Here is a 24,483-nt window from a genome sequence, read left to right as displayed (position 1 = left end):
GCAAAAACATGGAAAAGTTCATCGCGGGACCAGGCCGAGGATGTCGTTGTAGAACGCCAATCCCATCAGCCCGGCCAGCAACGCCAGGCCGATGTATTGGCCGGCGGCGACGGCACGCTCGCTCAGCGGGCTGCCCTTGACCAACTCGATAAGGTAATACAGCAGGTGGCCGCCGTCCAAGATGGGGATCGGCAGCAGGTTGATGATGCACAGGCTCAGCGACAGCAGGGCGAGGAACTGGATGAACCAATCCACGCCACGTTTGGCCGAAATATTGGCGACCCGGGCAATGGTGACCGGGCCGGAAACGTTCTGCAGCGAGGCTTTGCCGGTGACGATCCGGCCCATCATGGCCAATGAATCGGCGGCCATCCTGCCCGTTTCGCGCACCGCCACCGTCACCGCCTGCAGCGGGCCGAACTTGAGCAGGGTGTCGTAGGCGGGGCTGTAGCTCTCGGCAAAGCCCGCGCCGATCTGCCAGGTGGGCTGGCCCTTGCCGTCCTTGCCCTGGCGCGGGGTGATCTCCAGCGCCAGGCGCTCGCCCCCACGCAGCACCTCGATCATCGCCGGGCCACCACGGCGACCGAGGCTGCCCACTTCGCTGATGGCCTGCTCGACGCTGTCGATGCGCTGGCCGTCGACCGCCACGATGAGATCGCCGGGTTGCAGCTGTCCCTCCGCCGCCGAACCCTTCACGATTTTGTCCACCAGCGGTGGCTGCAGCCACGCACGCCAGTACACGCCGGCCAATATCGGAACCCGGCGTTCATCGAAGCCCGCCGGCAGCTGCGACAACGGCAGGGTGCGCGAACGCAGCTGGTCCGCGGGGTCGAGAACCTGCAGAGTCACGTCGCGACGGTCCATCGCCGCTGCGGTAAGGGCCATGCTGGCCTCACCAAGGGTGATCACATCGCGGCCGTCCACGCTCAGCAGGCGATCACCACTGCCCAGCCCGGCCGTAGCGGCCATTCCGGTGGCGCGGCCGACGGTTGCGGAATAATCCTGCTTGCCGATCACGAACATCGCCCACAGCAGCAGGATGCACAGCAGCAGGTTGGCAATCGGGCCGGCCGCGACAATGGCAATGCGCTGCCACACGGTCTTGTGGTTGAAGGCCTGGCCGCGTTCGTGGGGATGGACGTCGACCTCGCGCTCGTCGAGGAATTTCACATAGCCGCCGAGCGGGATGGCGGCGATGGCGAACTCGGTGCCATGGCGGTCGCGGCGCGACCACAGCGGACGACCGAAGCCGACCGAGAAGCGCAGCACTTTGACCCCGCACAGGCGTCCGACCCAGTAGTGCCCGAATTCGTGGAAGGTGACCAGCAGGCCAAGGCTCACGATCATCCACCAGACCGATCCGATGAAGTCAGTCATGCAGGTTCACATTGGCGGACACGGGCGGCGGCGTCATTCGGGATGGGGGGCGTGTTCAGGTGGCGGCGATGGCGTTCAGGGTCAGTTGGCGGGCCCGCTGGTCGGCGGACAACAGAACCTCAAGTGTATCGGCTGGTTCGGTCGGCAGTGTTGAAAGAGCGTTAGCAACCAACGTCGGAATGGTCAGGAAGCCTACGCGGCCCTGAAGAAAGGCTGAAACGGCCTCTTCGTTGGCGGCGTTCAGCACGGCCGGGGCGGTTCCGCCGGCGCGCATCGCCTGCCACGCCAGGGACAGGCAGGGGAAGGCATCGGTGTCGGGAGCCTCGAAATCCAGCCGGCCCTGGGTCAGCAGGTCGAGCCCGGACACGCCCGATTCGATCCGTTGCGGCCAGCCCAGGCCCACGGCCAGGGTGGTGCGCATGTCTGGCAGGCCCATCTGCGCCAGCGTGGAGCCGTCAACGAACTCCACCAGCGAATGCACCAGGCTCTGCGGGTGCACCAGCACCTCGATGCGCTCGCCGGGGATGCCGAACAGATGGTGGGCCTCGATCACTTCCAGGCCTTTGTTCATCAACGTCGCCGAATCGACCGAGATCTTCGGCCCCATCGACCACTTCGGGTGCGCCACAGCCTGGGCCGGGGTGACCTGTTCCAGTTCGGCGCGGCTGCGTCCGCGGAACGGTCCACCCGAGGCGGTCAGGAGGATGCGGCGCACGCCGGCACCGTCGAGGCTCGCATCGCGTGAGCGCAGGCACTGGAAGATCGCGCTGTGCTCGCTGTCGATCGGGATGATCTCTGCGCCCGCACGTTCGGCGGTACGGGTCAGCAGTTCGCCGGCCAGTACCAGTGATTCCTTGTTGGCCAGCAGGATGCGCTTGCCGGCTGCAGCGGCGGCCAGGGTCGAGGACAGGCCCGCGGCGCCGACGATCGCGGCCACCACGGTGTCGCAGGCGTCACTGGCCGCCAGCTGGTCCAGCGCGGCATGGCCGGCGTGAGCCTGGGTGGCCAGGCCGGCATCGCGCAGGCCGTCGCGCAGTTCGGCATACAGGGTTTCGTCGGCGATCACCGCATGCGCGGGCCGGTGCTGCCGGCACAGGGCCAGCAACGCCTGTACCTGGCGGCCGGCGGCGAGCACGGTGGCCCGGTAACGCCGCGGGTGGCGGGCGATCACGTCAAGCGTGGAGGCACCAATCGAGCCGGTGGCGCCGAGCACGGCGACCCGGCGCAGGTCTGCAGCAGCATCCATGGTCAGAACCCGAAGATTTCCTTGCCCAGTGCGAACACCGGGATGGCCGCCAGCACGCCGTCGACGCGGTCGAGCACGCCACCGTGGCCGGGGATCAGGTGGCCTGAATCCTTGGCGCCGGCATGGCGCTTGATCAGGCTTTCGAACAGGTCACCCAGCACCGAGGCGAAGACAGCCACCACCGATGTGACCAGCAGACCCGGCAGGTGCGCGGCATCGATGCCGGCCAGCCAGCCCAGGCCGACGGCCACCGCGACGCCGACGATCAGCCCACCGACAAGGCCTTCCCAGGTCTTGTTCGGGCTGATCCGCGGTGCCAGCTTGTGCTTGCCGAAGCGACGGCCAGCGAAGTAGGCGCCCGAATCGGCTGCCCAGACCAGCGCCAGCGCGGCCAGCAGCCACAGGTGACCCTGATGCCCGGGCGGGTCGCCGCCGGCATGGATCAGTACCAGTGCGGCCCACGCCGGCACGATCGCCAGGGTGCCGGCCAGCAGCTTGAGGATGCGCGCCGGACTTCCGGGTTGCGCGCCGAAGTTGAAGAAGCGCAGCCAGACCAGCGCGGCCAGCCACCAGGCCACGCCCACCAGGGTTGCGATCTGGAACAGCACCAGGGTGCCGGCATCGGCCCACACCAGCAGCACCATCAGCAGCAGATTGAGGACCAGCAGCACGGTGCGGGCGAGGGTGTCTTCGACATCGGCCAGTTTCAGCCATTCCCACAGGCCGATCAGCAGCACGGCAGCTGCGGCGGCAGCAAGCCATTGCGTGGGCAGCAGCAGGATCGCCGCAATGGCGACCGGCGCCATGATCAGCGCGGCGAGGACTCGGGTCTTGGTCATGGGCTGGACGTCTCGGTGGCCAGGGCGGCGATCTGGGCGCTGGTCAGGCCGAAGCGGCGCTCACGGCTGGCGTAGGCATCCAGCGCCAGCTGCAGCTGCGCGGCGTCGAAATCCGGCCACAGCGCTTCGGTGAACCACAGCTCGGTATACGCCAGCTGCCACAGCAGGAAATTGCTGATGCGGGTATCGCCGCCGGTGCGGATGAACAGGTCCGGTGCGGGCAGGTCGGCCAACGCCACCTGTCGCCCCAGCAGGGATTCGTCGATCTGCTCGGGAAGCAGGCGGCCGGCGGCCACTTCAACGGCCAGTGCACGTGCGGCACGGGCGATGTCCTGGCGGCCGCCATAGCTGGCGGCGATCGACAGGGTCAGCGCACTGTTGTCGGCGGTGCGTTGCTCGGCCAGCTGCATGCGGCTGACCAGGGCAGCACCAAAGCGCTCGCGTTCGCCGATGAAGCGCACGCGCACGCCGCGCCGATGCAGCTCGTCCACTTCGCGGTCGAGCGCGCCGAGGAACAGCTTCATCAATGCGTCCACTTCGTCCTGCGGCCGGCCCCAGTTCTCGCTGGAGAACGCGAACAGGGTCAGCGCCGGAATGCCCAGTTCCAGGCAGCGCTCGATGGTACGGTTGACCGCGCGCGCACCGGCCCGATGGCCGATAACGCGGGGGCGACGGCGTTGCTGTGCCCAACGCCCGTTGCCATCCATGATGATGGCAACGTGGCGCGGCAGGACGGCCGGCAGGGGAGGCGGGACTGAAGGCATCGACTTCAGACCGACATCAGTTCCTTTTCCTTGTCGGCGACGACTTTATCGATGTCCTTGATGTTGGCGTCGGTCAACTTCTGGATATCGTCTTCGCCGCGCTTCTTCTCGTCTTCGCTGACGACCTTGTCCTTCAGCAGCTTGGCGATTTCCTTGTTCGCATCCTGACGGATGTTGCGCACGGCGATCTTGGCGCCTTCGCCTTCCTTCTGTACCTGCTTGGCCAGTTCCTTGCGGCGCTCTTCGGTCGGCGGCGGCAGGTTGACGCGGATCGAGGTGCCGATGGTGTTCGGGGTCAGCTCGATGTTGTACAGGCCCTTCTCGATCTCCTTGATCATGCTCTTGTCGAAGGGCGTGACCAGCAGGGAGTGAGCGTCGGGGTTGGAAATGGACGCGACCTGGTTCAGCGGCGTGCTGGCGTTGCCGTAAGCATTGACCGTGACGCGGTCCAGCAGGGCCGGCGTCGCGCGGCCGGTGCGGATCGAAGTGAGGGTGTGCTTCAGAGCGTCGATGCTCTTGGCCATGCGCGTCTGCGCGTTGTTCTTGATGTCGTTGAGCATCGCCAGGGTCCTGGATGTAACTGGAATCGGGCGATTATAGGCGAATACGGGACGCTGCCGGGCCTGAATCGGCCCGGAGGTCGCCTTGCGCTCAGCCTCAGGCCGGGTCGCGGCCCTGGACGAGGGTGCCGATGTTCTCGCCGTGCAGGATCTTCAGCAGTTCGCCCGGCTGGCCCATGTCGAACACGCGCATGGGCAGGTCGCTGTCGCGGGCCAGAGCGAAGGCGGCGGTGTCCATCACTTCCAGGCCGCGGCGGATCACTTCGTCGTAGCTCAGGCTGTCGAAGCGGACGGCGTCGCTGTACTTGTTCGGATCCTTGTCGTACACGCCATCGACCTTGGTGGCCTTCAGCAGCAGGTCGGCGCCGATCTCGATCGCGCGCAGGGCGGCGCCCGAGTCGGTGGTGAAGAACGGGCTGCCGACGCCTGCGGCGAAGATCACCAGGCGGCCCTTTTCCAGGTGGCGGATCGCGCGGCGGCGGATGTAGTCCTCGCACACGTCGTTGATCTTGATCGCGCTCATCACGCGGGCCTTGGCGCCCACTTTCTCCAGCGCATCCTGCATAGCCAGTGCGTTGATGACCGTGGCCAGCATGCCCATCTGGTCGCCGGTGACGCGGTCCATGCCGCCAGCAGCCAGGCCTGCGCCGCGGAAGATGTTGCCACCGCCGATGACCAGTGCGACTTCGGCGCCGGCCTGCTGGGCCTCGACGACTTCACGGGCCAGGCGGTTGATGATCTTGGGGTCGATGCCGTAGTCCTCATCTCCCATCAGCGCCTCCCCGGAAAGTTTCAACAGGATGCGGCGATAGGCGAGCTTGGACATAGGGACCTCGGGTGCGTGGAAATCGCGGGCGATTCTACGCGCAAGCGGCGCGCGGCCAAAGCGTTTTGTGCACTGCGGCGCAAAATACCGGTGTACCCCGTACATCCGGGGCGTACCGTTCAGCCAAGCTCGGCGCCAGCAGTGGCAGACAGTTCATCATGCCCCAATTCGCCCGGGGAGCGTGCAATGACCCGGTTGCGGCCCAGGTTCTTGGAGCGGTAAAGCACGTCATCTGCAGCGCGCAGCAGGTCCTGCACGCCGGCAAAACGCTCGTAACCGCCCTGTGTGGCTACGCCCGCCGAGAAGGTGATGAACAGCGGGCCGCCTTCCAGTTCCGCCATCGGGGTGGCGACGATGTTGGCCAGTACCCGGCGGATCACGTCAAGGGCGACCGATTCGCTGGTATTGGGCAGCAGCGCAACGAACTCCTCGCCGCCGAAGCGGGCCACCGTGTCGCTGTTGCGCAGCTGCCCCTGCAGCTTGCCGGCGAAGGCGCGCAGCACTTCATCGCCGGTCAGGTGGCCGTGCGCATCGTTGATCTTCTTGAAATCGTCCAGGTCGATGAAGGCCACCGACAACGGCCAACCATGGCGGCCGGCTCGCAGGAATTCCTGTTCAAGCACGGCTTCGAGCTGGCGGCGGTTGAGGACGCCGGTCAGGGCATCGCGATGGGCCTGATCGGCCAGGCGCTTGGCGCGGGCTTCGAATTCATCGGCGCGACGGCGGGCCTGGTCGGCATCCTGCAGTTCACGCAGGTTGCGCAGGGTGGCCAGTTCCTGGGCGTGGTCGATCAGCTCGCGCACGCGGGCCGGTGAATTCAGGCCGTTCTCGAACAGGCTGGCGATGTCCGGCAGTGCTTCGCTGATCCGGGTCAGGACCTGGTCGAAGCGGGCGCTGTCCAGCTGCAGGCGGTCGTGGACCTGCTGCAGAGCGCGCTCGCGGGCGCCATCGGCGTCTTCATCCAGCCAGATGTCGGCGACGGCGCCAGACAGCTGTACGCACGCCTGGAATGGATTCTCTGCGGTGCTTTCGTCTTCGCTGTGGCGGATGCTGTCGACCAGGTAGCGCGGCAGGCCCCATTCCTCGGCTACCCAGGCACCGACGTCGGCGTGGCTGCAGCCGAGTTCCTGGCGCTCGCGCGCGATCAGGTCGGGGTTGTCGCGCGCTTCGCGCAGCAGGGGCAGGTAGCGTTCGGATTCGGCCTGGGCCAGGCACAGCACGCCCATGTCCTGCAGCAACCCGGCCAGCATCAGCTCCTCAAGCCGGCGCAGGCCGCGTGCCTGGCCGAGCTGGCTGGCCGCCAGCGCGCTGAGGATGCTGCGTTTCCAGGCGCGTTGGCGCAGGTCGTGGTCGGCGCCGCCGTTGCCGGTCAGGCCCTGGGTGACAGTGAAGCCCAAGGCGAGGCTGATCGTAGCGTTCAGCCCGAGCATGGTCAGCGCCTGGCCGAGGTTCTCGATCCGGCGCCGGCTGGCGTACAGCGGCGAATTGGCGATGCGCAGCATGCGGGCACTCAACGCCATGTCGATGGCGATGATGTCCGCAGCGGTTGCGATGTCCGCTTCCGGGTCCTGGGCCAGTTCGATGATGCGCAGGGCAATACCGGGCGGCGAGGGGAGGTTGCGGCAAAGCGCCAGGGCAGCTGTCAGCTCGGGAGGCATGTCGGGTCGTTCAATTCCATTAGGACAAGAATACCTAGGAATGCATCACAGTCTGCGACTTTCGTTCCTGTTATGTGACTGCAGGTTCCCTGTGCCGAGTATCGGCTTGATTCGCACGCAACGCAAAGATCCTTGGGTTCCGGTGTGTGCACCAACGGTGCACACCCACAGAAAGGGCGCCCACCGCGGGTGCAGGCAAAAAAAAGAGCCGCGGTTTCCCGCGGCTCCTTCTGGTTTCATCACGGCCTGGAGGCTGGAATCAGACCTGCATCGCCTTGGCAACTTCGGCGGCGTAGTCTTCCACCACCTTCTCGATGCCTTCGCCAACGACCAGCAGCTGGAAGCCAGCAACGTCGGCGCCGGCAGCCTTGACCACCTGCTCGACGGTCTTGTCGCCGTCCAGCACGTAGCTCTGGCCGTACAGGGTCACTTCGCTGACGATCTTGTTGATCTTGCCGCTGATGATCTTTTCCAGGATGTCGGCCGGCTTGGACTTGTCCTTCTCGGACATCTTGGCCAGTTCGATTTCCTTTTCCTTTTCCACGAACTCGGCCGGCACGTCGGCTGCCTTGTTGTGCGGCGGCTTCAGCGCAGCCACGTGCATGGCCAGGCCGCGAGCCAGTTCGGCGTCGCCGCCGATCAGGTCGACCAGCACGCCGACCTTGCCGTTGGTGTGGACGTAGGAACCCACGTTGCCGGTGGTGTCCAGCTTGACCAGGCGACGGATCTGGATGTTCTCACCCAGGGTCTGCACGGCGGTCGCGCGGGTTTCCTCGACGGTCTGGCCGGTCGGCAGGGTGGCGGACTTCAGGGCTTCCACGTCGGCGGCGCCCGATGCCAGGGCAGCGGCAGCGACGGAATCGACGAAGTTCTTGAAGTTGATGTCGTTGGCGACGAAGTCGGTTTCCGAGTTGATCTCGACCAGCACGGCCTTGCCGCCGTCCTGGGCCAGGCCCAGACGACCTTCGGCGGCCACGCGGTCAGCCTTCTTGTCGGCCTTGGCAGCGCCGGACTTGCGCAGCGCTTCAGCAGCGGCGTCGATGTTGCCGCCGGCCTCGGTGAGCGCCTTCTTGCATTCCATCATGCCGGCGCCGGTGCGCTCGCGCAGTTCCTTGACCAGGGAAGCAGTGATTTCCACGGGATTACCTCACGAAAGAAAGGGGTTGGGCCGGCATGGTGGCCGGCCCGTGTGACAGTTTCCTGTCGTCGCGCCATGGGCAGCGGACAGGAAAGGTGGGCGCGTGGCGCCCACCGGGGCCTGGATCAGGCCTGGGCTTCGCCCTTGTCGGCAGCAGCCTTCTTGGCCGGAGCGCGGCGAGCCGGCTTGCCTTCTTCGGCAGCGGCGTCGGCGAACTCTTCTTCACGGACGGTGGCAGCGTGCGGTGCAGCAGCCTTGCCTTCCAGCACGGCGTCAGCAGCGGCACGTGCGTACAGCTGCACGGCGCGGATGGCGTCGTCGTTGCCCGGGATCGCGTAATCCACCAGTTCCGGGTTGTAGTTGGTATCGACGACAGCGATCACCGGGATGCCGAGCTTCTTGGCTTCCTTGATGGCGATGTCTTCGTGGCCGATATCGATGACGAAGATCGCGTCCGGCAGACGGTTCATGTCCTTGATGCCGCCCAGCGAGGCTTCCAGCTTGTCGCGCTCGCGACGCAGGCCCAGCACTTCGTGCTTGACCAGCTTCTCGAAGGTGCCGTCGGACTCACCGGCTTCCAGTTCCTTCAGGCGGGCAACCGACTGCTTGACGGTACGGAAGTTGGTCAGGGTGCCGCCCAGCCAACGCTGGTTCATGAACGGCATGCCGCAACGCTCGGCTTCTTCGCGGATCGACTCACGCGCGCTGCGCTTGGTGCCCAGGAACAGGATGGTGCCGCGCTTCTGGGCAACCGACGAGATGAAGTTCATCGCGTCGTTGAACAGCGGGACGGTCTTTTCCAGGTTGATGATGTGGATCTTGCCGCGGGCGCCGAAGATGTACGGAGCCATCTTGGGGTTCCAGTAGCGGGTCTGGTGGCCGAAGTGGACGCCGGCTTCCAGCATCTGACGCATGGTGACCTGGGGCATTGCAATACTCCTGATGGGGAACCGGCGATTCCGCCCGCGGGATAGGTATGCGGGACGCGTGGAAGCGCTGAAGGTTCCGGGGTTGGGCTTCCCTGTTGCCTCCGTGGCCGAACTCCTTGCGGAGCACCCCGGCACGGATGGGGGCAGCAGGTGTGGATTCACCGATGACGTCCGGTGTGGACGGTGTCCCGCGCACAGGGCGGCAGGACATCCCGGGGATTATAGCCCGCTTGGCGGACGCGCTGCAATTGCGGGCGTCGGCGCGGCCAGGATCACCTCTGAACCGTCCTGCAGGCGGGCATGGAACCGGCCGCCCGCATAGCCATCGGCGCGCCGCGGCAGCTGCCACTGCCGCTGCCGCGACGCCAGCACGTAGCCGGCAAGACCAGGCAGCAGCAGGCTGCGGTGGCCGTCGGCCGCCTCGTAGGCAAGGTCGCTCAGGCGCGCGTGCGCAGTGCTTGCGTTCAGCAGTCGCAGCACGAACTGCGACCCGTTGACCACCACCTCCGCCTGCAGGAAGGCCGGCGCAGGGCGGGACGGTTCGCCGCGGAACAACGGCAGTGAATAGCGCGGCATTGAGGGGTCTGCCGGTGCCAGGATGATCCGGAACGCCTGTTCGGCGGCCACAGGCAGGGATGACGCCGGCAGCAACCAGACGCGCTGGCGCGCCCCGGCCGGAAGGTCCAGCAGGGTCGGACTGGCCAGCACCTGCCCGCTGCGTTGCAGGGTTTCGGCACCCGGTTGCTGGTCCCACGCCCAGATCTGCACCTGGCCGCGCCAGTGCCCTGGGCCGGGATTGTGCAGCCACAGCTCCGACTGCCCCTGTGCTGCCGGCAGACGCAGCGTGGTCGGCATCAGATCCAGCGCCTGCACGGGCATGGGCAGCAGTGCCAGCAACAGGGGTAGCAGGCGGTGCATCAGTAGTAGGTGGTGGGCGGTTCTGAAGTCGCACGCCCTTGCTTGTCCTGCGCTGGCGGGGCCAGTTCACGGATCTGTGCCGGCAGGTGCAGGGTGTCGCTGTGCTGCTGCGGCACCGGGCAATGCGCGCCGCCCTCCGTGCCGGCGCAGCCTTCAACCACGGTCAGGCGGATCTGCAGTGGGACGGGGGCCGGGTCGGCCCAGGCTGCCGTGCTGGCGATGGACATCGCTCCAATCAGTACACCGCGAACCACCTGCCATCCACCCTGTTGTCGACCTGATGCGCGGTATCGGCCGACGTGGGGGATTCTGTAATGCGGGGCGCTCTCAGTAGGTGATCGTCACCTGTACCAGGTCGTTGTAGGTGCCGGCGGGCGGTTGCCCGGTAACCGGCGGCACGCGTCCGAAGATGTTCAGCGTCTGCGCGCTGCCGGTGCCGGTGCCGCTGGTGGTGTCCAGGGCAAGCGTGTTGCCCCAGCGCTGGCTGCGCGCAGCGTCGCGATACAGCTCGTAGGTGAGGTAATAGCTGTTGCCGCCGACGGTGGTGCGCATGCGCCGGGTGTTGGTCAGGGCTGGATTGTTCTGGCCGTTGTTCAGGCCGACCTGGTAGGCGGTGCGCTTGAGGCAGGTCAGTGTCAGCGTGGCGGTCTGGTCGATGTTGCTGGGGATGCCGCCGGTGACATTGCCGAAGTTCATGTCGGTGGTCAGGTAGCTGCCGCATTGCGGCAGCACGGTGGCGGTGGCATTGAAGGTGAAGGCGTTGCTGGCGGTGTTGGTGCCGGTAGCACCGCCGTTGCAGGTGGCCGGCACGGTGGCGGTGCCAAGCAGCACCTCATTCCAGGCCCAGGTGAGCACCACGTTGGCACCGGTGAAGGTGCTGCTGTAGTTGCCGGAGGCCAGCACCTGGTTGGCCGGGATCTGTGCGAACAACTGCGTGGTACGGCTGCCGGAGCCGCCGATCAGCGGCACGTTGTAGGTCATGGTCAGCTCCTGTGCGGGCGGTGTGCCGCGTGGTGCCAGGCCGGTGACTTCGCTGTAGTTGGCGACGTTGTAGATCTGGAAATTGAGCGGATCACTGCTGCCATTGACCATGGTCCGCCACGGCGAAGTACTGGTGCCGCCGGTGCCATTGCCCAGGCCGATGCAGACGCGGATACCGGTGGTGGCGATCAGGCTGAGCGCGGCGGTGGAGCAGTTTACGGTGATGTTCAACGTGCCCGAAGTGGGGCCGGCGGCACCGCTGTTGACGTTGCCGAACGGCAGCAGGGCGTCGGCTGTGGCGGTGCATACCGCCGTGGCGCGGGCCGGCAGGCTGGCCATCAGGCCCGCGAGCATCAGCAGGCCGAGCAGCAGTGGGCGCAGGCTCACGGCGCCACCTCCGGCACGCACTGCACGGACGCCGGACGTGGCCGCGCGCCCGTGGCCACCACCTGCGGCGATGCCGGTACCCGCGTACGGCACTGTCCCCGGCTGGTGGTGATGTACAGCACGGTGCCAGCGGCCACGTCTTCCAGGTACAGCAATCCGTCGTAACCGACCGATGCCTGGCGTCCATCCGGCAGCTGTACTTCACTGCCCGCTTCCAGTGGCTGCCCCGCCATGTCCTGCACGGTGAGGGTCAGCGACGGCCGCGAGCGCAGGTTGAAGGTCAGCCCGGTGCCGGCGCGCTGGCGCGGTGTCACCCACTCCTCGATGCGATCGGCGCGCATGTCGGCCGGCAGGTCCAGGGTGTCGATGGAGACGCGGTTGCGCTGCCAGGACAGCAGCGGGCTGATCAGCAGCAGGCCACGATCGTCGGTGACACCGATCAGGCGGTTCTCAAGCCGTACCGGCACGCCGCCAATGCCATTCGTGCTGACCACGGCAAAGGCATCAGCCACTTCGCGGGCGGCGAAGGCGTGCCCGGCCATCCACACCAGGCTGCCGCTGGCGCTGCCATAGGCGTAGTTCAGGCCGGCCTGGCGTGAAGCACCGAAGGCGTAGCGGCCGACATCGTTGAGGATGCCGACTTCGGCAAGGCCGCCGCTGCCGCCGTCGCCGTTGCGGACCTGTGCGCGCCAACCGATGCCGCCTGCACTGCCATCGCCCGGGACCGGCTGGGTGACATCGGCGACCCAGCTCTGGCTGTCGCCGTTGCGCTGGGTGGACAGGCTGGCCTGGCGGTTGTTGCCCAGGCTTGCGGTCAGCGACAGATACACGCTGCGGTCGTCGCTGTTGTCCAGGTTCTGGTTGACCGACAGGTAGGCCGACCAGCGCTGGCTCCAGCTGCGTGACCAGAACAGGCTGGCATAGCGGTTGTCCTCGCCATCGGGGTAGCGCAGGCGCAGGTAACTGGCGCTGAGGGTCCCCAGCCGCAGCAGATCCAGACCGAGCGTGGCCTGCTCGCTGATGCTGGGCGGCAGGTTGGCCTGCAACGCGCCCAGATCGCGGTAGTCGCCGTGGCTGCGCACGCTGCGCAGATTGACGTTGAAGCGGCGGTTGTTCCAGCTGTACCCCAGCGCCCACTGGCCGCCCTGCAGGCCCTGGTAGCGGCTGTGCGCGTAGGCGGCATTGAACACGCCCGCACCGCCCAGCAGCCACCAGCCGCCCGCGCCGGCCTGTACCAGGCCGCCGCCGCCTTCGGCGTGTGCTTCGCCGGTGAACGTGTCGCTGACGCCGCCGCGCCAGCTGGCGCTTGCCACGGTACGGTCGTCGTAAGCGAAGGAGCGTTCGCCGAAGTGCTCGCGCAGCTGGCCGACGCCGAGCGACCAGTCCGACAGGCCCTTTGCCAGCAGTTGCTGAGTGCCGTAGAAGCTGAAATCCAGGGTCTGCATGCGGCCGAAGGCGTCGGTGACCACGACCTGCGCGCTGCCGGTGCCGCTGATGCCCGGTTGCGCCGCCAGCTGGAACGGCCCAACCGGTACCTGGCCGCTGTACTGGCGCAGGCCATCGACGTACAGCTCGACCGTGGAGGGCACCACCGCCTGGCCGAGAAAGGCCGGGGTCGGGGTGAGCACGCGGTAGGGCTGCAGTCCGTAATTGCGACCGATCTGCAGGCCGCCCAGGCGTACCGGCCGGCTCCAGTCGACAAAGCCGCTGTAGAAGTCACCCACCTCCAGGCTCAACGCTGTGTCCGGGAAATCCAGGGTCCAGCGTGTATCCAGGCGTACGCTTTCGCCGCGCCAGTGGTGGTCTTCGGTCTGGTAGCGACGGCTGACCGCAGTGTTCTCGAAGGTGCCGGCACCTACGCCGAACACCCGCAACTCAGAGCTCAGGGTCAGGTTGCCCAGGCTGTCGACGCGGCTGCCGTACAGGTCGTAATTGAGCAGGACGCCGGGCGAGGCGCTGCCGCGGGAGGCACGGACCTGCGGGCGACTGAGTACGGTCGTGGGCAGGGTCAACTGCCCCAATGGCACATCCAGCGCGAGGGTCTGCAGGTGCGCGTCATAGCGCACCACCGCACCGCTGATCTGGTCCAGATAGACCGGCGCATCACCGCTGGCGTTGAAGCCGAGCTGGCGCAGGATCTCGGGGCTGGCCTGCAGACGGCCACGGTTGTCGGTGAAGGGCAGCAGGCCGCGCGGCGTGCTGTTGAGGGTCACGTCCAGGTACAGCGTCTGGTTGGCCGTGAGCGGGGTCGGCGGTGGCAGCAGGGCATCGGCGGAGACCCCGGAGACATCGGCGGCATGCGCCACCGGGGACAGGGCCGCACCGAGCGCTGCGCTCATCAGCGCCTCAGCGAGCCGGTGGTGGCGGCAGCGACGTCTGTTCCGACTCGCCATTGAGCTTGGCCGTGATCTGGTCGTTGTCGCGGTCGATCGCCGTGCGCTCCAGTGGCCAGCGCATGACCTGGCCGGGCAGTACGTAGCCCAGCAGGCCGGGGTGGACGATGCGCGGCCGCTCCGGGCTGCCCAGGGCGAGGTCGGCGATCTGCGCGTAGCTGTTGCCGGTATTGCCCACTTCCACGCCGTTGCGACCGTCGTCCAGCCGGACCATGCGGGCGTGCAGCTGCGGTGCCAGCCGGCGGCCGGCGCCGGGCTGCACGAATACCGGGATGGAATAGCGCAGCACGAACTGCATGCCTTCGGTGCGCGTGGCCAGATCGGGCACTTCATCGACGATCAGCCGGTAGTACTGCTGTTCGGGCGGGGCATCGGTCACCGTGCGCATCACCCGCACCAGCTGTTGCTGGCCGGCGGCCAGTTCCTGCATCGGTGGCGTGGCCAGCAATTCGTCGGTGGGCAGCAGTTGTTCCTTGCCGTCCTGCTGTACCCAGCGGAACACCCGTACCTGAAGCTTCACCGGCGAGGTGCCGCTGTTGGTCAGCCACAGTTCGCCAGCACGCTGGCGCGCCTCCAGCTGCAGGCTGGTGGGGGCAACCTGCAGGCTGGTCGCGGAGACGTCGGCGGCCGTCAGCAGGCAGAGAGCGAGCAGCGCCACGCCGGTGGCGCGCCACGGGCGGGATCCGGCCATGCGGGCGTGCTCCATCAATAGGTGATCGTGGCGGTGACGGTGTCCAGGTAGTTGCCGGTGGCGGCGTTGGCCGTGCTCAGGTTGAGGATCTGGCCGTAGACGATGTACGGCACCGCAAGGCCGGTGCCGATGCCGGCCTGGGTGTTGGTGCCCGATGTGGCGCCCCAGACCAGGGTATGCGCGGCGTCCTGGTAGAGCTGGTAACCGACATAGTTGTTCGCGGTCACTGCCGCGTTGGTGTTCTTCATCCGCCGCGTGGTGACGTCGTTGGCCGTGCCGGCATTGGCGCCGGCATTCAGCGAGATGGTGTATGGGGTAAGGGCTGAGCACTGGGCAGTCACCGTGCCCTGGCCCAGGGTCGGGGTGGCGGTGGTGGAGGCGGCGGTGCCGAAGTCCACGTTGGTGGCCGCGGCGGCAGTGATGGTGCAGGCCTTGGTGACCACCAGGGTGACGTTGAACGTGGTGGTGTCGGCGGCGGCCGCCGGGCCGGTCAGCAGCAGGGCCAGGGCCCAGGCCAAAGGGGAACGAGCTGCGGATCGCATGGACAACCTCCCTGACCCGAAGGTCTGTTGAACAGGGCGAAGACGGCACGTTCAGCGCCGCTTTGACGACAGTGGCCCCAGCGTAGGCACCGCAAGTGTCTGTATTGCGTGAGAATCAGGGATTCGAAAGGGTGTGGGCCATCACGCTTTCACATTCCTTGCCGGATCCGTGCATGGCCTGGATCGCCAGTTGGGTGGCGTTCGTTCAGATTGCGGCCGGATCGGCGATAATGGGTGCCATGAGCGTGAATATCAAAACCCCGCAGGAAATCGAGATGATGCGCATCGCCGGCCGGCTGGCCAGCGAAGTGCTTGACATCGTCACCCCCCACGTCAAGCCCGGTGTCACGACCGAGGAACTGGACCGCATCTGCCACGACCACATCGTGAACGTGCAGGGCGCCATTCCGGCCAACGTCGGCTACCGCGGCTTCCCGAAGACCGTGTGCACCTCGGTCAACAACGTCATCTGCCACGGCATTCCCAGTGAAGGGAAGGTCCTCAAGGATGGCGACATCATCAATATCGACGTAACCGTCATCAAGGACGGCTGGCATGGCGACACCAGCCGCATGTACTTCGTCGGCACCCCGTCGGTGATGGCCAAGCGCCTGGTCGACGCGACCTATGAAGCCATGTGGCGCGGCATCCGCGCGGTGCGTCCAGGCGCGACCCTGGGCGACATCGGCCACGCGATCCAGAGCTATGCCGAAGGCGAGCGTTTCAGCGTGGTGCGCGAGTACTGCGGCCACGGCATCGGCAAGGTCTACCACGATGAACCGCAGGTGGTGCATTACGGCCGTCCGGGCCAGGGCCTGGTGCTGCAGCCGGGCATGACCTTCACCATCGAGCCGATGATCAACGAGGGCACCCGCTACAACAAGGTGCTGCCCGATGGCTGGACCGTGGTGACCAAGGACCGCAAGCTGTCGGCGCAGTGGGAGCATATGATCGCGGTCACCGAGACCGGCGTGGACGTGCTGACCCTGTCGCCGGGCGAGTCGCAGGTCTCCTGAGGATGCTGCCGGCGAGTTCGCTGCTGGACACGCCGGCCGCGTCGCTCAACGACCCGGACTGGGCTGCTGCCGCGCGCGATGTGCTGCAGCAGGCCGATACGCGCCTGTACCGCCGCTTCGACCAGGGCGACAACATCGAGCGCCTGTTGGCCTTGCGCGCGCGCGCGGCTGACCATCTGATCCGCCACGCGTGGCAGCGTTGCCTGCCGGCCGACAGTGGCCTGTCGCTGTTTGCAGTGGGCGGCTATGGGCGTGGTGAGCTGTTCCCGCGTTCGGACATCGACCTGCTGGTATTCGGCGATCCGCTTGCGCAGCTGGCCCACGAAGCGTCACTCGCGCGCCTGTTCGCGCTGCTGTGGGATTGCGGCCTGGCGGTCAGCCACGCCGTACGTTCAGCTGCGCAGTGCAGTGAAGCCGCCGCCGACCAGACCGTGCTGACGGCGTTGATCGAAGCACGCCCGCTGACGGCCGATGAGGCGTCGCGGCGTGCGCTGCGTGCGGCGGTGGATGACCGCGAACTGTGGCCGCCGCGTGCGTTCTTCCTGGCCAAGCTCGAGGAACTGCGCAACCGCCACCAGCGCTTCGGTGACACTGCCGACAACCTCGAGCCGGACCTGAAGGATGGCCCCGGCGGCCTGCGCGATCTCAATACGCTGGGCTGGATGGCCCTGCGTGCGTTTGGTGTGCGCGACCTGGAAGCGCTGGTCGGCCTGGGCCACCTGGGCGCTGACGAGGCCGCTGCGCTGAAGCGCGAACGCGCGGTGCTTGCACGACTTCGCTTCGGCCTGCACCTGGTGGCGCGACGTCCCGAAGAGCGCCTGCGCTTCGATTACCAGAAGACCCTGGCTGCACGCCTGGGCTTTGAAGACGACGCCGAAAGCCTGGGCGTCGAGAAGATGATGCAGGGCTTCTACCGCGCCGCTTCAGTGGTGCGGCGGATCAGCGATCGTCTGCTGCAGCGATTCGAAGAACAGTTCGATGGCGAGGCACAGCCCGAGCCGCTGACCGTGGGGTTCGCCCTGCGCCGGGGCTATCTGGCGGCCAACGATGCCGACTGGCCGAACGCGGACATCGGCCAGGTCTTCGCGTTGTTCGCAAGCTGGGCAAACAATCCTCAGATCCGAGGCCTGCATTCGTTGACGGCGCGCGCGCTGGCCGAATCGCTGCCGCTGCTGCCTGCGTATGACGAGGCAGACGCCGACGCGCGCGAGCAGTTCATGGCCCTGCTGCGTGGCCAGCGCCCGGTCGACACGCTGTCGCGCATGGCGCGGCTGGGCGTGCTGGGGCAGTGGATTCCCGCGTTCGCCCAGGTCAGCGGGCGCATGCAGTTCGACCTGTTCCATGTCTACACCGTCGACCAGCACACGCTGATGGTCCTGCGCAACATGGGGCTGTTCGCCAGCAGTCGCGCCGACGAACGTTTCTCGATCGCCCATGAAGTCTGGCCGCGCCTGCGCAAGCCCGAACTGCTGCTGCTGGCCGGCCTGTTCCACGACATCGCCAAGGGCCGTGGCGGTGATCATTCCGAACTGGGCGCGGTTGACGCACGGGCGTTCTGCCATGCGCACGGGCTGAGTGGTTCGGATACCGAACTGGTGGCCTGGCTGGTCGAACAGCACCTGCGGATGTCGGTGACCGCGCAGAAGCAGGATATCGCCGATGCGGAGGTAATCCATCGTTTCGCGACCCTGGTCGGCAGTCGCGACCGCCTGGATTACCTCTATCTGCTGACCTGCGCCGACATTGCCGGCACGAGCCCGAAGCTGTGGAACGCATGGAAGGACCGGCTGCTGGCCGATCTGTACTTCGCGACCCGGCGCGCGCTGCGCGAAGGCCTGGAGCATCCGGTGCCGGCCGCCGAGCGCGTGGCCGAAGCGCGCGACAGCGTGCGTGCGCTGGTGCGCGAGCAGGGCTACGACGATGCCACCATCGATCGCCAGTTCGCGGTGATGCCCGACGAAGGTTTCATCCGTTTGCGCCCGGAACAGCTGGCCTGGCAGGCCGCCGCGCTGGTACCGATCAAGCAGGGCCAGACGCTGGTGAAGGTTCGCCGGATCAGCGTTGATGACCCTGCATTGGAAGTGTTCGTGCACTCGCCGGACCGTGATGGTCTGTTCGCTGCGATCGTGATGACGTTGGACCGCAAGGGCTACGGCATCCACCGCGCGCGCGTGCTGGATGGTCCGGCCGACACGATTTTCGATAATTTTGAAGTGAGCCCGGCCGATACGTTTGCCGATGGCAGCAGCGCCAACCTGGAAGCGGCCCTGCGCGAGGCGCTCAATGGCGATTTGACGCGGCTGCGTCCCTCGCGTCGGGTGGTGCCACGCCAGCTGCGCCATTTCCGTTTCGCCCCGCGCATCGAGTTCCGCGATGAACCCGGTGCGACCCGTTTTGCCCTGGTCGCACCCGACCGCCCCGGCCTGCTGGCCGACGTGGCATTCGTGCTGCGCAACCAGGGACTGCGCGTGCGGGACGCGCGCATTGCCACATTCGGCGAACGCGCCGAAGACACCTTCGTGATCAGTGACGAACACGACCTCCCCCTGACTGAATCCGCCCGGCAGCAGCTGCATGACGCAATGCTGGCCTGCCTGGACCCTGATCGAAACGCCGGAGACCCCGCCTGATGGCCACCAAGCCTGCAAAGAAGACTGCCGCGACCGCCAAGAGCGCAGCAGCCAAGAAAACCCCTGCTGCCGCTGCGCCGGTCGCGAAGAAGGCCGCCGCACCGAGAAAGGCTGCAGTGAAGAAGGCTCCGGCGAAGAAGGCCCCGGCCAAGACCGCCGAAGTCGCGCGCGCCGAGAACATCGCGCGCAAGTCGCTGCGCAAGCCGGCCGGCCCGGGCGTCGAAGAGCTGAAGTTCGGCATCGAAAGCGCCTTCGAGCGCCGCGCCACGCTGACCCTGCACGAACTGGAAGGCTCGACCCGTCCGCTGGTCAACCGCGTGATCGACGGTCTGGAAAGCGGTGAGTTCCGCGTTGCCGAACCGGACGGCCATGGTGGCTGGAAGGTCAATGAATGGCTGAAGAAGGCGGTGCTGCTGTATTTCCGCGTCAACGACATGGCCGTGGTCGATGCACGCCCGGCACCGTTCTGGGACAAGGTCGAATCGCGCTTTGCCGGCTATGACGAGGCGAAGTTCCGCCGTGGCGGCGTGCGCGTGGTGCCGGGTGCGATCGCCCGTCGTGGCACGTATTTCGGCAAGGACGTGGTGCTGATGCCGAGCTTCACCAACATCGGCGCCTACGTCGGCGAAGGCACCATGGTCGATACCTGGGCCACCGTCGGTTCCTGCGCGCAGATCGGCCAGCACTGCCACCTGTCCGGCGGCGCCGGCATCGGCGGCGTGCTCGAGCCGCTGCAGGCCAGCCCGACCATCATCGAAGACCATTGCTTCATCGGTGCGCGTTCGGAAGTGGTGGAGGGCGTGGTCGTCGGCCATCACAGCGTGATCGGCATGGGCGTGTTCCTCAGCCAGAGCACCCGCATCTACAACCGCGCCACCGGCGAAATCAGCTATGGCTACATCCCGCCGTACAGCGTGGTGGTGTCCGGCTCGCTGCCGAGCAAGGACGGTACCCACTCGCTGTACTGCGCGGTGATCGTCAAGCAGGTCGATGCCCGTACCCGCAGCAAGACCAGCGTCAACGACCTGCTGCGCGGCCTGGCCGACTGACGGAGCCGCACGCATGAGCACCACCGTCTACGGTCTGAAGAACTGCGATACCTGCAAGAAGGCGACCAAGTGGCTGGAGCGCTTCGGCGTGCCGTACACCTTCGTCGACTACCGCGACACCAAGCCCAGCCCGGAAACACTGCTGGAATGGTCCGCACAGCTGGGTGGCCTGGCCGCGATGGTCAACAGGTCCTCCACAACCTGGCGTCAGCTGCCGGACAACCGCAAGGCGGCCGAGTCGGACGCGGAGTGGAAACTGCTGCTGCGCGAGTACCCGCAGTTGATCAAGCGTCCGGTCGTTGTGACTGCCGATGGCAAGGTCAGCCAGGGCTTCAGCGACAACGGCTTCAAGGCGCGCTTCGGCGTGGGCGGCGCGTGAGCGCCGTCCTCGACCTGGCCTGCGATCTGATTGCACGGCCGTCGGTGACCCCGGACGATGCCGGCTGCCAGCGGCTGATCGGTGAACGTCTGCAGGCTGCAGGGTTCACCTGCGAACACCTGCGGCTGGGCGAGGTCGACAACCTGTGGGCCACACATGGTAGCGGCGCGCCAGTGCTGGTGCTGCTGGGCCACACCGACGTGGTGCCGCCGGGCCCGCGCGAGGCGTGGCAGAGCGATCCGTTCGTACCGCAGATCCGCGATGGCGTGCTGTACGGTCGTGGCACGGCGGACATGAAGGGCAGCGTGGCGGCGTTCGTGATCGCTGCCGAACAGTTCGTTGCGGCCCATCCGCAGCACACCGGCACGCTGGCGGTGCTGCTGACCAGTGACGAAGAGGGCGATGCCATCGATGGCGTGCGCCATGTTGCGCGGCTGTTCGCCGAGCGTGGCCAGCGCATCGACTGGTGCATCACTGGCGAGCCGTCGTCCACCGCCACGCTGGGTGACCTGCTGCGTGTGGGACGGCGTGGCAGCCTGTCGGCCAAGCTGCGCGTGCAGGGTGTGCAGGGTCATGTGGCCTATCCGGACAAGGCGCGCAATCCCATCCATCTTGCCGCGCCGATGCTGGCCGAACTGAGCGCACGGCGCTGGGACGAGGGCTACGAGAGCTTCCCGTCGACCAGCCTGCAGATCTCCAACATCCATGCCGGTACCGGCGCCAACAACGTGATTCCCGGTGAGCTGGAAGTGGATTTCAACATCCGCTACAACCCGCATTGGGATGCACCGAAGCTGGAAGCGGAGATCACCGCGCTGCTGGACCGTCATGGCCTGCAGTACACGCTGAAGTGGCACCGCAGCGGCGAGCCCTTCTACACGCCCGAAGGGACGTTGCGCGCAACGGCGCGCGCGGTGCTGGCCGAGCACACCGGTCGCGCGCCGGAAGAGAGCACCGGTGGTGGCACCTCCGATGCGCGTTTCATCGCACCCCTGGGTGCGCAGTGCATCGAAGTCGGGCCGGTGAATGCCAGCATCCACCAGGTGGATGAGAACGTGCGCGTGGACGAACTGGAAGCACTGCCGGGGCTGTACCGGCGCTTGGTTGAACGACTGCTGGTGTAGCGCCCGTGCGCTGGAGATCTGCAGCGCCGAGCGTGCTTCGGCGCTGCAGGCAGCATCGGTTCGGGCCCGGCGCTACTCCGAGAACTGGAAGAACGGCGGTTTGATCGCTTCGCGCCAGTACGACTCGTCGGCCATGTAGAAGTCCTGCGCGCGGGCCTTGGCGAACCACGCTGCCGCGGCATCCACGTTTTTCTGCAGGCCATCGCCGCCGCGGCCGAGTGCCAGCCCGGCCAGGTACTGGCCATACACGTTGCCCTGTGCGGCGGCACGCTCATACCAGCGCAGTGCTTCGGCCTTGTCCTGCACCACGCCGATGCCAGCCTCGTACAGCGTGCCCAGGTCCACCTGCGCTTCGGCATCGCCGCGCGCGGCGCGGCGCTGGATGCGCGCGATCACCGGGTTCGGAGAGGTATCGGCGCTGAGCGGAGTGCCGGGTTTCGCGGACCCGCTGGTGGCATCACGCAAGGGCTGCAGCTTGTACAGCTGGCGCAGGTAGACCGCGCGGCGCAGGCGCCAACGCAGTGCGCCCTCCATGTCGCCACGTCGCTCGTACCATGTTTCCAGATCGCTCATCGCATACGGCGAGCCGTGATAGGCAGCGCGGTGGTACCAGCGGTAGGCCTTGCGCGCGGAGGGTTTGAGCACCACCGCGTCGGGCTTCTGCGGGGTATCACCGCTGTCCAGCCGGCCGCGTTCCAGGATTCTGCCAAGCTGTTCCTCGGCACTGGTGGTGCGATGGGTGCGCGGCGTTGTGGCAGCGGCGCGCGCGTACCAGTCCAGTGCGCGCACGTCGTTGCGGTACTGGTACAGCTTGGCCACGCGCAGCGCCGAATCGAACTGGCCATCGGCAGCTGCGGCCAGGGCGTCGCGTTCGCTGTCATCGACCGGGCGGGTGGGCGTGGTCGCGCAGCCGGCCAGGGCGATCAGGGCCAGGAGGGGCAGCAGGCGACGGCAGCAAGGGTTCATCCATGAATTCCGGAAAGCGGGCAGGGGATTATCCGGGCCGCTACCGGCGTGGCCGCTGAATCGGTTGCCATCGCAACAGTTGCGCCGCGCCGGAAACCCGGTTACGGTCGAATCCATGTCGCCCCGCCTGGCCACCGCCGTCAACAACACCAACCGCAATAATCTGCGCGCGAATAATCGTGCGCGGCCGATGCGGGACTGCGCCCTGGGTAGATAGACAGCAACATACGCCCGGACACCAGAAAACCCGCATCGGCCGATGCGGGTTTTTTTGTGCCCGGGCGCAGCCCCACCCGGGCCTGGATGGCCGGTCGAACACCTTCCCCCCGTGTACTTCCCCACAACAGGAGTTCCACCCATGTGTTCGATCTTCGGTATTTTCGGCCTGCAGGCCGGTGACGATCTTCCTTCCCTGCGCCGCCATGCGCTGGAGCTGTCGCAGCGCCAGCGTCATCGTGGCCCGGACTGGAGCGGCGTGTATCTGGACGAAGGCGCGCTGCTGGTCCACGAGCGCCTGGCCATCGTCGATCCGGCCGGCGGCTCGCAGCCGCTGCTGTCCGAAGACGGGCAGCTGGCGCTGGCGGTCAACGGCGAGATCTACAACCACCAGCAGCTCAAGGCCGGCCTCGCCGAAGCCTATGCCTTCCAGACCGGTTCGGACTGCGAGGTGATCAACGCGCTGTACCGCCAGGGTGGATCGCCGGCGCAGTGGCTGGAACAGCTCAACGGCATCTTCGCCTTTGCCCTGTGGGACCGTGCAGCCGGCCGTGTGCTGGTGGCGCGCGATCCGGTCGGCGTGGTGCCGCTGTACTGGGGCCATGATGCGCAGGGGCGGCTGCGCGTAGCTTCTGAAATGAAGGCGCTGGTCGATACCTGCGCCGACGTTGCCCAGTTCCCGCCGGGCCATTACTACGACAGCGCCAGCGGCGAACTGGTGCGCTACTACCAGCAGCCGTGGCGCGAGTACGACGACGTGCAGGGCCGCCAGGCCGATCTCGCCGAGCTGCGCCAGGCCTTTGAACATGCGGTCGAACGCCAGTTGATGAGTGACGTGCCGTATGGGGTGCTGCTGTCGGGCGGGCTGGATTCGTCGCTGGTGGCCGCCGTGGCGGCACGTTATGCGCGCCGTCGCATCGAAGATGGCGGCCAGAGCGAAGCCTGGTGGCCGCGCCTGCATTCGTTCGCCATCGGCCTGAAGGGATCGCCGGATCTGGCCGCTGCTGCGGTCGCCGCCGAAGCGCTGGGCACCGTGCACCACGGCTTCGAATACACCTTCGAGGAAGGTCTGGATGTGTTGCCGGAGGTGATCCGCCACATTGAAACCTACGACGTCACCACCATCCGCGCCTCCACGCCGATGTTCCTGCTGGCGCGCCGGATCAAGGCGATGGGCGTGAAGATGGTGCTGTCCGGCGAAGGCAGCGACGAGATCTTCGGCGGCTATCTGTACTTCCACAAGGCACCGGACGCGCGCGAATTCCACCAGGAACTGGTGCGCAAGCTCGACGCCCTGCACAACTACGATTGCCTGCGCGCCAACAAGTCGATGATGGCCTGGGGCGTGGAGCCGCGCGTGCCGTTCCTGGACCGCGATTTCCTCGACGTGGCGATGCGTTTCGATGCCGCGCACAAGATGGTCGACGCCGGTTTCGGTGGTCGCCGCATCGAGAAGGCGGTGCTGCGCGAGGCTTTCGAGGGCTACCTGCCGGACAGCATTCTGTGGCGGCAGAAGGAGCAGTTCAGCGATGGCGTCGGCTACGGTTGGATCGACGGCCTGAAGGCGCACGCCGAAGCGCAGGTCAGCGACCGCGTACTGGCCGCCGCCGACAAGCGTTTCCCGCACAACCCGCCGCAGACCAAGGAGGCGTACTACTACCGCCACCTGTTCGAGCAGTTCTTCCCCAGCCACGCGGCGGCTGAAACCGTGCCGGGTGGCAAGTCGATCGCCTGTTCCTCGCCGGCAGCCATTGCCTGGGACGCCAGCTTCGCTGCCGCTGCCGATCCGTCGGGCCGCGCCATCGCCGGCGTGCACGAGCAGGCGTTGGCCTGACCGGCAGTGCCCGGTCGCCT

At 66.9% G+C, this 24,483-nt stretch carries 22 protein-coding genes; 6 read left to right on the top strand and 16 right to left on the bottom strand.

Features of this window, described 5'->3' with window-relative positions:
* Nucleotides 1–18: 18 nt before the first annotated feature.
* From rseP to HUT07_RS12810, 15 genes are all read right to left on the bottom strand, one after another.
* On the bottom strand, nt 19–1,377 hold the full coding sequence (rseP, locus tag HUT07_RS12880) for an RIP metalloprotease RseP (RefSeq protein ID WP_176021255.1): 1,359 nt from the start codon (nt 1,375–1,377) through the stop codon (nt 19–21).
* A 55-nt stretch (nt 1,378–1,432) separates the two neighbouring features.
* The gene (locus HUT07_RS12875; protein WP_176021254.1) at nt 1,433–2,623 is read right to left on the bottom strand and encodes a 1-deoxy-D-xylulose-5-phosphate reductoisomerase; all 1,191 of its coding nucleotides are present in this window, start codon (nt 2,621–2,623) and stop codon (nt 1,433–1,435) included.
* 2 nt (nt 2,624–2,625) lie between these two features.
* Entirely contained in the window at nt 2,626–3,462 is an 837-nt protein-coding gene (locus HUT07_RS12870) for a phosphatidate cytidylyltransferase (RefSeq protein ID WP_176021253.1), read from the bottom strand.
* Nucleotides 3,459–4,226 (bottom strand): polyprenyl diphosphate synthase, encoded by a 768-nt coding sequence (gene uppS, locus HUT07_RS12865; protein ID WP_176021252.1) that lies wholly within the window; start codon nt 4,224–4,226, stop codon nt 3,459–3,461. Before uppS ends, HUT07_RS12870 begins: the two co-directional genes overlap by 4 nt.
* Nucleotides 4,227–4,231: 5 nt before the next feature.
* On the bottom strand, nt 4,232–4,786 hold the full coding sequence (frr, locus tag HUT07_RS12860) for a ribosome recycling factor (protein ID WP_176021251.1): 555 nt from the start codon (nt 4,784–4,786) through the stop codon (nt 4,232–4,234).
* A gap of 97 nt (nt 4,787–4,883) precedes the next feature.
* A complete protein-coding gene (gene pyrH / locus HUT07_RS12855; RefSeq protein ID WP_025877663.1) occupies nt 4,884–5,612 on the bottom strand; it encodes a UMP kinase in 729 nt (242 codons plus the stop codon).
* Between the two features lie 119 nt (nt 5,613–5,731).
* Nucleotides 5,732–7,270 (bottom strand): GGDEF domain-containing protein, encoded by a 1,539-nt coding sequence (locus HUT07_RS12850; RefSeq protein ID WP_176021250.1) that lies wholly within the window; start codon nt 7,268–7,270, stop codon nt 5,732–5,734.
* A gap of 259 nt (nt 7,271–7,529) precedes the next feature.
* On the bottom strand, nt 7,530–8,408 hold the full coding sequence (tsf, locus tag HUT07_RS12845; protein WP_032975792.1) for a translation elongation factor Ts: 879 nt from the start codon (nt 8,406–8,408) through the stop codon (nt 7,530–7,532).
* Between the two features lie 125 nt (nt 8,409–8,533).
* A complete protein-coding gene (rpsB, locus tag HUT07_RS12840) occupies nt 8,534–9,337 on the bottom strand; it encodes a 30S ribosomal protein S2 (RefSeq protein ID WP_099821427.1) in 804 nt (267 codons plus the stop codon).
* Between the two features lie 219 nt (nt 9,338–9,556).
* Nucleotides 9,557–10,255 (bottom strand): fimbria/pilus periplasmic chaperone, encoded by a 699-nt coding sequence (locus HUT07_RS12835; protein WP_176021249.1) that lies wholly within the window; start codon nt 10,253–10,255, stop codon nt 9,557–9,559.
* Nucleotides 10,255–10,482: a hypothetical protein gene (locus HUT07_RS12830; protein ID WP_176021248.1), complete on the bottom strand. Its 228-nt coding sequence runs from the start codon at nt 10,480–10,482 to the stop codon at nt 10,255–10,257. Before HUT07_RS12830 ends, HUT07_RS12835 begins: the two co-directional genes overlap by 1 nt.
* A 100-nt stretch (nt 10,483–10,582) precedes the next feature.
* Nucleotides 10,583–11,617, bottom strand: a complete 1,035-nt coding sequence (locus HUT07_RS12825; RefSeq protein WP_176022550.1) for a spore coat U domain-containing protein — start codon at nt 11,615–11,617, stop codon at nt 10,583–10,585.
* A 2-nt stretch (nt 11,618–11,619) separates the two neighbouring features.
* Nucleotides 11,620–13,962 carry a fimbria/pilus outer membrane usher protein gene (locus HUT07_RS12820; protein ID WP_176021247.1) on the bottom strand — a complete coding sequence of 781 codons (2,343 nt, stop codon included), beginning with the start codon at nt 13,960–13,962 and terminating at the stop codon, nt 11,620–11,622.
* Between the two features lie 7 nt (nt 13,963–13,969).
* Nucleotides 13,970–14,722, bottom strand: coding sequence for a molecular chaperone (locus tag HUT07_RS12815; protein ID WP_176021246.1), 753 nt, complete (start codon nt 14,720–14,722; stop codon nt 13,970–13,972).
* Nucleotides 14,722–15,249, bottom strand: coding sequence for a spore coat U domain-containing protein (locus HUT07_RS12810; protein ID WP_176021245.1), 528 nt, complete (start codon nt 15,247–15,249; stop codon nt 14,722–14,724). The genes HUT07_RS12815 and HUT07_RS12810 overlap by 1 nt, the downstream gene beginning before the upstream one ends.
* Before the next feature lie 173 nt (nt 15,250–15,422).
* Between HUT07_RS12810 and map the strand changes: the two genes are divergently transcribed.
* From map to dapE, 5 genes are read left to right on the top strand one after another with little or no spacing between them, the layout of a single operon-like run.
* Nucleotides 15,423–16,265 (top strand): type I methionyl aminopeptidase, encoded by an 843-nt coding sequence (gene map / locus HUT07_RS12805; RefSeq protein ID WP_176021244.1) that lies wholly within the window; start codon nt 15,423–15,425, stop codon nt 16,263–16,265.
* Nucleotides 16,266–16,267: 2 nt separating this feature from the next.
* Nucleotides 16,268–18,895, top strand: coding sequence for a [protein-PII] uridylyltransferase (locus HUT07_RS12800; protein ID WP_176021243.1), 2,628 nt, complete (start codon nt 16,268–16,270; stop codon nt 18,893–18,895).
* Nucleotides 18,895–19,944, top strand: a complete 1,050-nt coding sequence (gene dapD / locus HUT07_RS12795) for a 2,3,4,5-tetrahydropyridine-2,6-dicarboxylate N-succinyltransferase (RefSeq protein ID WP_176021242.1) — start codon at nt 18,895–18,897, stop codon at nt 19,942–19,944. Before HUT07_RS12800 ends, dapD begins: the two co-directional genes overlap by 1 nt.
* 13 nt (nt 19,945–19,957) lie before the next feature.
* A complete protein-coding gene (locus HUT07_RS12790) occupies nt 19,958–20,323 on the top strand; it encodes an arsenate reductase (RefSeq protein WP_176021241.1) in 366 nt (121 codons plus the stop codon).
* Nucleotides 20,320–21,447 carry a succinyl-diaminopimelate desuccinylase gene (dapE, locus tag HUT07_RS12785; protein WP_176021240.1) on the top strand — a complete coding sequence of 376 codons (1,128 nt, stop codon included), beginning with the start codon at nt 20,320–20,322 and terminating at the stop codon, nt 21,445–21,447. The genes HUT07_RS12790 and dapE overlap by 4 nt, the downstream gene beginning before the upstream one ends.
* Before the next feature lie 72 nt (nt 21,448–21,519).
* Here the strand turns inward: dapE and HUT07_RS12780 are convergent, their stop codons facing one another.
* Nucleotides 21,520–22,413, bottom strand: a complete 894-nt coding sequence (locus tag HUT07_RS12780; protein WP_176021239.1) for a tetratricopeptide repeat protein — start codon at nt 22,411–22,413, stop codon at nt 21,520–21,522.
* A gap of 358 nt (nt 22,414–22,771) precedes the next feature.
* On the opposite strand from HUT07_RS12780, the gene asnB reads away from it, so the two are divergent.
* Entirely contained in the window at nt 22,772–24,463 is a 1,692-nt protein-coding gene (asnB, locus tag HUT07_RS12775; RefSeq protein WP_176021238.1) for an asparagine synthase B, read from the top strand.
* The last annotated feature ends 20 nt before the right edge of the window (nt 24,464–24,483 follow it).

The sequence above is a fragment of the Stenotrophomonas sp. NA06056 genome (assembly GCF_013364355.1).
Classification (GTDB): Bacteria; Pseudomonadota; Gammaproteobacteria; order Xanthomonadales; family Xanthomonadaceae; genus Stenotrophomonas.
This window is presented reverse-complemented; position numbering and strand designations above follow the sequence as displayed.